We start from the raw sequence: 8936 nt of genomic DNA, 5'->3' as shown, positions 1-8936 counted from the left end.
TCCTCCGGGTCGCTGCCGCTGCCGGTGTACGCGACCACGTCGCCGGTCGCGAAGCCCGCGCCGGCCGACGGCGTCAGGATCGTCGCGGTCGGCGAGCGGTTGGTCGTGACCGTCAGCGTCGCCGCGTTCGACGTGACGCTGCCCGACGCGTTGGTGACGATCACGCGGAAGGTTGCGCCGGTGTCGTTGACCGTCGTCGTCGCCAGCGTGTAGCTGCTGGCGGTGGCGCCCGAGATGTTGCTGCCGTTGCGCTGCCACTGGTAGCTGGTCGCGCCATCGGCACCGACGCTGAAGGTCGCCGCCGTGCCGACGTACACCGTGATGCTCTGCGGCTGCGCGGTGATGGCCGGCGCCTGGCTGCCGGTGTAGCTGATCTTGCTGACCGTGCCCGCGCCGGGTGCCGGCGTGCCGGTGCCCTGGTTGCGCGCCAGGTAATACAGCGCGCCGCTCGGCGACACGCCGATGTTGGTCGGGTTGCCGATGCCGCTCGCGAAGTTGTTGATGACCGTCGGCGAGGCCAGGCTCAGCGACTTGATCGTGCCGTTGCAGAAGTCGGCGAAGAACAGCTGGCCGACGTAGCTCGCCGGGAAGCGCGCGGTGGCCGGGTTGTAGAACTGCGTGCCGGTGATCGAGCAGCCCACCGAATGCGAGTAGGCGTAGATCGGGTTGATGTACGAGGCGTTGCTGCCGGTACCCTCCACCGCCGGCCAGCCGTAGTTGCCGCCGGCCTGGCCGCGGTTGATCTCCTCCCAGCTGCCCTGGCCGACGTCGCCGATCACGATCGCGCCGGTGGTCGGCTGGATGTCCAGCACGAACGGGTTGCGGAAGCCGAGCATGTAGTTGGCCTTGTACGCGCTCGCGTTGTTGAAGAACGGGTTGTCCGACGGGATGGTGCCGTCGGCGTTGATGCGCAGCACCTTGCCGAAGGCGCTCGCGAGGTTCTGCGAGTTCGAGGTGGCGACCGGCTGCGGGTTGTCCTCGTGGTTGCCGACCGCGACGTACAGCTTGCCGTCGGTGCCGAAGCGCATCGCGCCGCCCATGTGCCACTTGGTCGCACTCGGGATGTCGGGCAGCTCGAAGACCACGCGCTCGCTGCCGGCCACCACGGTGTCGGCCGCCTCGGTGACGCGGATCACGCGGTTGCGCGAGACGCTGCCGACCACCGTCGAGCAGTAGAAGTAGACGTAGTGGTTGGTCGCGAAGGCGGGGTCGGGCACCACGCCCAGGCAGCCGCGCTCGTTGCTCGAGTCGACATTGGCGAAGGCGTGGAAGTTGGCCGCCAGCATCGCGTCGTTCTTGATGATGCGCACGATGCCGTTCTGCTGCACGACCAGCACGCGGCCATCGGGCATCACCGCCATCGAGGTCGGGCTGGTGAGGCCGGTCGCGACCTGGGCGTCGACGAAGCCGGTGGGGACGCTCGCCGCCTGTGCGAAGCCGGCAACCAGCAGGCCGGCCGCGAGCCACAGTGTTCTGAACAAGCTCATGAAGTCTCCTCGTAGCCCGGATGCCAATCCGGGGGTTGTCGTTCACGTTTCACCGCCGCTCCCGGATTGGCATCCGGGCTACGAGGGTCACTTCACTATCACCGAGTACATGCTCACGCCGGTGTTGTTCAAGGACCCGAGCGTCACTGTCCCGGCCGGGAAGTTCTTGCGGTACAGCACGAAGGTGCGACCCGGCGATTCGCTGTTGACGATCTGCAGCCCGGAGCTGGTCCAGCCGCTCATCCACGACGGCGCGCTCGTGCGGTTGTCGATGCCCACGTACACGTCGGCCGCCTGGCTGATCGTGAAGCTGGCCAGCGTCGCGCCGGTGTAGGCGCGCGACAGGTTGGCGCTGCGGATCCACGCCGATCCGGCCAGCGCCGCCGGCACGCTGGTGACGGTGTAGGTGCGGTCGCCGTACTGCAGGTTGCCGGCCTGCAGGTTCGACACCAGCGCCCAGCCGCCGGCGTTCGCGGTGTCGTTCACCGACAGGTTGCTCAGCACCACGCCGGCCGCGCCGTCAGTGCTGTCGTCGATCTGCAGCAGGTAGCTCACCAGCTGCTGGCGCTGCGCGGCCGTCAGGCTGCTGGCCGCGCCGTGCAGGCCGGCCGGGTTGGCGGTGGTCAGCACGTCCATCAGCGTCGCGGCCGAGCCGTCGTGCAGGTAGGGCGCGCTGTCCCACACGCCACGCAGCGTCGGCGTGTCGATGCCGGTCAGCGGGCCGCCCAGGCGCTTGCCCGACGAGGCCTTGATCGTGCCCACATCGTGCAGCACGCCGGTCGCGCTGTCGGTGAAATCGGCGCCCGAGTGGCAGCTGCTGCACTGGCCGGCGCCCTTGAAGATCGCCTGGCCGGCCACGCCGTCGGCGGTCAGCGTGCCGTCGGCATTGCGGTACGGGCTCGGGCCCACGGTGGCGAGCGAGCTGACGTAGGCCGCCAGCGCATCGAGCTCGGCGCTGACGCCCGCCTTCGCATTGCCCAGCGGCTGGTTGCGCGTGCCGGTGTTGAACTGCGCATCGGTCATGAAGCCGGTGCCGCCGAACGCGTTGCGCATGTCGTGCTCGAAATCCTGGATCTCGTCGAAGTTCGCGCTCCAGTGCACCCGGCCCTGGCCGGTGCCGCGCCGGCCGTTCAGCACCGTGGTGTTGCGCAGGCCCTCGCCGCGGTCGGTGAAGTCCATCACGCGGCCATCGTGCCCACCGTCCTGGTGGCAGGTCGCGCACGAAATGTACTTGTCGCGGTTCATGCGCCGGTCGTCGGCGTTGTAGAAGATCTGCTTGCCCTGGAACACCTGCGCCGAGAGCGGCTCGGACGAGACCGCCGCCACGTCGGTGATCTTGCTCGCGACGTTGCTGGTCGCGTTCAGGATGCCGTTCACGTCGTACACGCCGACGTTGCGCGACATGAAGTTCTGCACGTACAGCCGGCCGTTGGGCGTCAGCAGCAGGCCGCGCGGTGCGCGGCCGACGTTGACGATGCCGGTGCTGAGCTGGCGCGTGTAGGCATCGACCACCTCGATCTGGTTGGTGCCCTGCGTCGAGACGAAGGCGTAGTCGCCGAGCGGGCTGAAGACCACCGCGTTCGCGAGCTCGCGGTCGTTCAGGTCGATGCGATCGGCCAGCACCTCGGCATTGGTGTCGAGCGCGACCTGCGAGACGACGGTGCGCACCGTGCTCTCGAAGGTCAGCGCCTGGCCGTCGCGGAAGCTGCCGCGCAGCGTGTTGTCCTTCTTCGACGGGATCCAGGCGCGCTGGCCGTCCGGCTGGATCGCGATCGAGGTGATGAAGTTCGGCACGCCGCGGCCGCTCGCCTCGGTATCGGGGCCGGGATCGGTCGCGAGCGCGAACGTGCGGGTGACGGCGCTCAGCGCCGCGTTCACCTCGATCACCTCGCCGCGCGCGGCCGGCGAGAGATAGCGGGTGACGAGCACGCGCGACGAGTCGCCGCTGATCGCGATGCCGCGCGGCACCGCGCCGAGCGACAGCGTGGCCTGCACCGCACCGGTGGTCGGGTGCAGCTTGACGACGCCCTGCGAGCCCGACAGCGACACGTAGGCGGCATTACCGGCCGGGTTGAAGACGATGCCGAACGGCCGCGAGCCGTTGCCGAGCGCGATCGACTGCACCAGGCCGCCGCTCGCCGGGTCGAGGATGCTGATGTCGCCCGAGCCGAAATTGGCGACCCACAGACGGCCGTCCGGTGCGAACGCGAGCGTCTGCGGGTTGGTGCCGACGCCGACCTCCAGCGCCCGCGTGTTGTTCGCGGTGTTGATCGCGCTGACGGTGTTGCTGTCGGAGTTGACGACCCAGACGCGGCTGCGGCCGGCGTCGTACGCGATGGTGCCGGTGCTGCGCGGCGCGTTGGCGGTGGGCGCGGTGTGGATGGTCTGGTTGGCCGAGCAGGTGCTGGTCTGCGTGCCGCTGCGCACCGACAGGATCACCGGGTAGTGGCGCGGCGCGGTGTAGGTGTGGCTGGCCGACGGCGTGGTCGAGAAGGCGGTGCTGCTGCCGTCGCCGAAGCTCCACGAATACTGCAGGCTGGCGCCGCTGGTGGAGGCCGGCGCGAACGACTGGCTGCTGTTGACCAGCGCGGCGCTGCGCGGCGCGAGCGTGCAGGCCACGGCCGCGCTGCCGGCGGTCGTGAAGCGCGAGCTGAACGCGGCGATCGCGTTGCCGTTGTCGTCCTTCATGCCGCCGGCGGGCACCACCACCTCGTAGGTGGTGCCGGGAAAGAGCGGCGCGTCGGGCGCGAAGTTCAGCACGCCGGACTGCCCGCTGTAGCGTCCGGGCAGCGTCGAGCCGCCGAGCGGGCGCACGATGAAGCTGGTGTTGGAGACGGTGCGCAGGTCGATGTGCGCGGTGGTGGTCAGGCCGATGCGGCTCGTCACCGGCATGCTGGCCGCGTTGTTCTTCGGCGAGACCATGTTGACGCTCGGTGTCTGCGTCCACGGGGCCGCCTGGTGCGGCACGATCGCGCTGCCCGAGCCGTGGTCGTTGCCGATCAGCACCAGGTTGCCGAACACGGTGCCGAAGTCTTCGTCGCGGCCGGAGATGTTGGAGGTGCCGGTGCCGGCGGTGGCGCCGGTGGCGAGGTCGACCTTCGAGTACTTGACCGAGAAGCCCGAGTGCGCGTAGCCGCCCTGCACCGAGACGTAGCCGCCCTTGCCGCCCTGGTCGGCCGACACCGCGGTCTGCGTGAAGACCGCCGGGTTGCTGATGTCGAACACATGCAGCTTGTTGTCGGTGCCGGCGGTGACGATGCGCTCGCCGTTGAGGATGCCGCTGTACTGGCCGGGCGTGGTCGCGCTGGAGCCGATCAGGCGCGGGTTGACGGGATCGCTGATGTCGAGCGTCACCAGGCCGGCGCCGTCGGTGCTGGTCATCGCCAGCAGGTTGCCGACCGCGAAGGTCGGGCCGACGCGGAAGCCGCCCCAGGTGCTGGTCGGGATGGTCTTCACGTAGACCGGGTTGCGCGGGTCGGCCGCATTGACGATCAACAGGCCGTTGCCCGAGCCGCCGACGTAGACGTAGGGCGCCTGCCAGAACGCCCACCAGGCGCCGAGCGCGTAGTCGGACTCCTGGATGCCGGGCAGCACCAGCTGGCTCAGCTGCACCGGCGCGAGCGGGTTCGTGAAGTCCCAGAACATGATGCCGTTGATGGTCTGCATCACCGCATGCTTGCCACCGTTGGCGAAGCCGAAGCCGTGCGGCTCGCGCAGCGCGGTCACGTCGGTCTGCGACACCTTCACCGGCGAGCGCGGGTTCGAGATGTCGTAGAACGAGAAGCCGCCGCCCGACACGCCGGAGTCCTTGCCGAACGGCACGAACAGGTAGCCCTCGACCATCTGCACCGTGCCCTCGCCGCGCGCGCTGCCGGCCACCGCACTGTGGATGACGGAGATCGGCTTGAGGACTTCGGAGGCGCTGTAGGTGAGGTTGGGCAGGCCCGGCCCGGCGGCGCTGGCGGTACCGGTACCGGCCGCGCACAGCGTGGCGGCGATCGGCAGCGTCCGGACGACACGAAGAATGCGCGCAGCCCAACGCGCGCGCCGAAGGTGCTTGAACATCGTTTGTCTCCATCAGTGGCCGCGCGCCGGTGGTCCGGTGCTGCGGATGCTGCGTGGAACGTTTGTTGAATGAACGTTCTACACAACAATATCAAAGAACATTTGTTCTTATATCAGCCACGAGGAGGGGTGTCAATCGGGGACGGGATGGGTGGCACGTGGGGGAAGAACCGCGATCAGGTGCGCGGCCGCACGGCCTTCGCACCCTTCCCCGCCTCCGCCAGCTGATGCCCCGCCCCCACCACCAGCGCCTGCGACAGGCACAGCGGCGCCACCAGCGAGCGGAACGGGCGGTCGGAGGCGAGGCCGAGCTCAAAGCACACCGTCGCCGACGGCTTCAGCGGCGACAGTGGGCTGTCGGTGATCGCGATCACGCGCACGCCGCGGGCGTGCACCGACGCGGCGGCGTCGACGACCTCCTGCGAATAGCTGTGGAAGCTGGTCGCGATCAGCACCTCGCCGCGCTCCAGGTTGCGCAGCGTCTCCTGCAGCATGCCGCCCACGCCGTCGAGCAGGTGCACCCGCAGGTCGAGCTGGCTCAGCGCATAGGCCAGGTAGCAGGCGACCGGGAAGGCGCGCCGCTGCGCCAGCACATGCACGCGCGGCGCCGTGCACAGCAGCTTGATCGCCGCCGTGAGGTCGGCCGCGCGCACGCTCTCCTCGAGCTGGCCGAGCTCGGACACCGCGTCGCCGACGAACTGGCTCAGCAGCCCCGCCCCCTTGGTCGCCGGCTGCCCCTGGCGGCGCTGCCGGTCGATGCGCTCGCGGTAGCTGCTCGAGCGCTCGACCAGGTGCCCGCGGAACACCTGCTGCATCTCGGAGAAGCCCTTGAACTCCAGCGCATTCGCGAAGCGGATCAGCGACGAGGGCTGCACCTTCGCCGATTCGGCCACCGCCGCCACCGTGCCGAGCGCCAGCTCGTTCGGCTGGTCCAGCGCATAGCGCGCGATGCGCTGCAGCTGCTGCGGCAGCTCAGGGTAGGCCTGCTCGATGGCAGCCTTCAATTCGTCGTAACGGGTGGCCCGGGTCATCCATGAAACTTATCATGAACAAACGTTCTTCCTGCCCCCGGCACACCACATTCGTTCGACCTCCTCAAAGGGAAGGATTCCACGGGACTGATGGCGACGGCAGACTGCGCCCGAACTTCCGGAGCCCCCATGAGCATTGCCGTAGTCACCAAGGACGTCGCCGTCACGCAGCCCGTCGTGCTGCAGTTGAAGGACAGCAGCGGCGCCCACGTCATCCTGACGGTGTCGATCGAGAACCGCGCGCCGGTCACCCACGCGTTCGCCTTCGACGAGGGCGAGCTGAAGGTGCCGCTGGACCTGCCGCCCGGCAGCTACGACTGCAGCTTCACGGTGCAGGCCTTCAAGCACGGTGCGCTGAACGGCATGTACGACTCGGAGATCCTGTTCAACAGGAAGAGTGCCGGCCGGGCGAAGGGCAACATCGCCGGGGCGCGCTCGTTCGACGTCGGCTTCGACGATTTCAAGCTGACCGTGAGCTGAGGAACACCGCATGCGAATCCATACCCTCGGCACCACCGCCGCGCTCCTGCTGACCCTCTCGTTGCCGTCCTGGGCCGCCGACAAGACGGCGACGGACGTGCTGAACGACTACCTGGTCGACATCAACGGCGGCTCCGTCTCGGCCGCCGGGCTGGTCGGCCTGGACAAGGGCGTCACGCAGGTCGAGACCTCGCAGGACATCATCATGGCCCTGCAGCCGCTGGCGTCCGGCGACAACAAGTCCACCTTCGGCCTGGCCATCACGCCGGCCCGCACCGCGCTGATGCCGATGTCCGGCGCGACCTACGTCAGCAGCAACCTCTACCGTCTGCTGGGCAGCCTGACGCTCAGCTACGCGCAGAACAAGGCAACGCTCTCCGGCGTGGACTACGACAAGTCGGCGTTCTCGCTCGGCACGGTCTACTACTTCTCGAAGGAGGACGATCCGATCTTCATCGGCAACCGCGCGTTCAAGGCCTGCATCACGCCGGAGATCGCGCAGAAGAACGCGGCCGACATCGATGCGATCGTGAAGAACACGGCCCTCTCGAAGGAGGCGAAGCAGGCCGCCCTCGACGCGTTGACGGCGGCCGCCGACAGGCCGCTGTCCAGCTGCATCGACGAGACGCTGAAGAAGGAAGCCCGCTGGAACGCCCCCAAGGCCTCGCTGACCTACGGCCAGGCCAGGATCGAGCAATCCGGCGGCGACAGCTACAAACTCGCGAAGACGGCGACGCTGAACCTGCAGTACGGCATCGGCAGCTCGGGGCTGCTGGCCGCCTCGATCCGCTACACGCACAAGGGCCTGGAACTTGCGTCGCTGGGTACCCCAGGCGGTCCGACCTACAAGACCTCGTCGCTGGTGGTGGCCCGCTACATCTATGGCGACCAGGAGGGAACGGGGTTCCGCACCATCCTGGAAGCGAGCAACGCCCGCGCGTCGTCGCCCACCGTGAACCAGGAGGCCTTCATCTACGCCTTCGGTCTCGACAAGAAGGTGTCGCCCGGGATCTGGCTCGAGCTGCGCGTCGGTCGCAACCGCTCGCTGGAAGACGGCAAGGAGCAGACGACGACGCTGATGAACCTGAACTTCTCGCCGTCGCTGATGCAATTCAAGCTGTAGCCCCTGCCCGGGGTCACTGGGTGGCCGTCAATCCGCCATCCAGGTACAGCACCTGACCCGTCACGAAGGCCGCGCCGGGTCCGCAGAAGAACACCGCGGCAGCGGCCACGTCCTGCGGCTCGGCCACGCGCCCGAGCGGAATGCGCCCGAGGATGTGCTCGCGCGTCGCCGGGTTGTTCAGCCAGTGCGCGCCCATCTCGCCGCGCACCACCGTCGGCGCGATGCCGTTCACCGTGATGCCGTGCGCCGACAGCTCGACCGCATGCTGCTTGATCAGCATCACCAGCGCGCCCTTGGTCGCGCAGTACGCCGAGTAGCCCCTGTCGCGCATGCCCAGTTGCGCGCGCACCGACAGCAGGTGCAGCTGTCGCCCCGGCGCCCGGCCGGCCGCGACGGCCTCGACCTGGTGCCGCCCTGCCGCCTGGGCCAGGAACATCGCCGCCTTCAGGTTGACCTGCACGACCTCGTCGAACGCGTCCTCGGTGACCTCGGCCAGCCGCTCCTCGCGCTGGATGCCGATGCAGTTGACCAGCAGGTCGAGCGCGCCGAAATGCCGCGCCACCGCATCGACCGACCCGCGCACGCTGTCGACCGAATGCGCGTCCATCGCGAGGCCCAGCGCGTCGCCGCCCTGCGCGCGCAGCGCTGCGGCCAGGCTCTCGGCCTTGTCCGCGCTGCGCCCCGAGACCGCGACGCGCGCGCCGGCCCCCACCAGCGCGCGCGCGATCGCCTCGCCGATCCCCCCATAGC

General features: G+C 69.0%; 6 protein-coding genes. 2 read left to right on the top strand and 4 right to left on the bottom strand.

What is annotated here, in order from left to right; genetic code table 11:
• The 3 genes from AC1D01_RS11770 to AC1D01_RS11760 form a co-directional block, all read right to left on the bottom strand.
• The coding region (locus AC1D01_RS11770) for a PQQ-dependent sugar dehydrogenase (protein ID WP_477866334.1) at positions 1 to 1487 on the bottom strand (1487 nt) is incomplete at its 3' end.
• An 87-nt stretch (positions 1488 to 1574) separates the two neighbouring features.
• Positions 1575 to 5552, bottom strand: coding sequence for an Ig-like domain-containing protein (locus AC1D01_RS11765; protein WP_477866332.1), 3978 nt, complete (start codon positions 5550 to 5552; stop codon positions 1575 to 1577).
• 176 nt (positions 5553 to 5728) lie between these two features.
• On the bottom strand, positions 5729 to 6583 hold the full coding sequence (locus AC1D01_RS11760) for a MurR/RpiR family transcriptional regulator (RefSeq protein WP_477866330.1): 855 nt from the start codon (positions 6581 to 6583) through the stop codon (positions 5729 to 5731).
• A gap of 129 nt (positions 6584 to 6712) precedes the next feature.
• On the opposite strand from AC1D01_RS11760, the gene AC1D01_RS11755 reads away from it, so the two are divergent.
• Positions 6713 to 7063 (top strand): hypothetical protein, encoded by a 351-nt coding sequence (locus tag AC1D01_RS11755; protein ID WP_477866328.1) that lies wholly within the window; start codon positions 6713 to 6715, stop codon positions 7061 to 7063.
• Between the two features lie 10 nt (positions 7064 to 7073).
• A complete protein-coding gene (locus AC1D01_RS11750) occupies positions 7074 to 8186 on the top strand; it encodes a hypothetical protein (RefSeq protein ID WP_477866326.1) in 1113 nt (370 codons plus the stop codon).
• Positions 8187 to 8199: 13 nt separating this feature from the next.
• Here the strand turns inward: AC1D01_RS11750 and AC1D01_RS11745 are convergent.
• Positions 8200 to 8936, bottom strand: a 737-nt coding sequence (locus AC1D01_RS11745) for an SDR family NAD(P)-dependent oxidoreductase (RefSeq protein WP_477866324.1), incomplete at its 5' end; no start/stop codon positions are given.

The organism is Rhizobacter sp. P3_B12, from assembly GCF_056402895.1.
The sequence above is the reverse complement of the archived record's forward strand: the minus strand, read 5'-3'. Positions and strand labels throughout refer to the sequence as shown.

Excerpts from the sequence above, each read along its gene's own strand:
- AC1D01_RS11765 (WP_477866332.1), bottom strand. The coding sequence starts at position 5,552 with ATGTTCAAGCACCTTCGGCGCGCGCGTTGGGCTGCGCGCATTCTTCGT.
- AC1D01_RS11750 (WP_477866326.1), top strand. The coding sequence starts at position 7,074 with ATGCGAATCCATACCCTCGGCACCACCGCCGCGCTCCTGCTGACCCTC.
- AC1D01_RS11755 (WP_477866328.1), top strand. The coding sequence starts at position 6,713 with ATGAGCATTGCCGTAGTCACCAAGGACGTCGCCGTCACGCAGCCCGTC.
- AC1D01_RS11760 (WP_477866330.1), bottom strand. The coding sequence starts at position 6,583 with ATGACCCGGGCCACCCGTTACGACGAATTGAAGGCTGCCATCGAGCAG.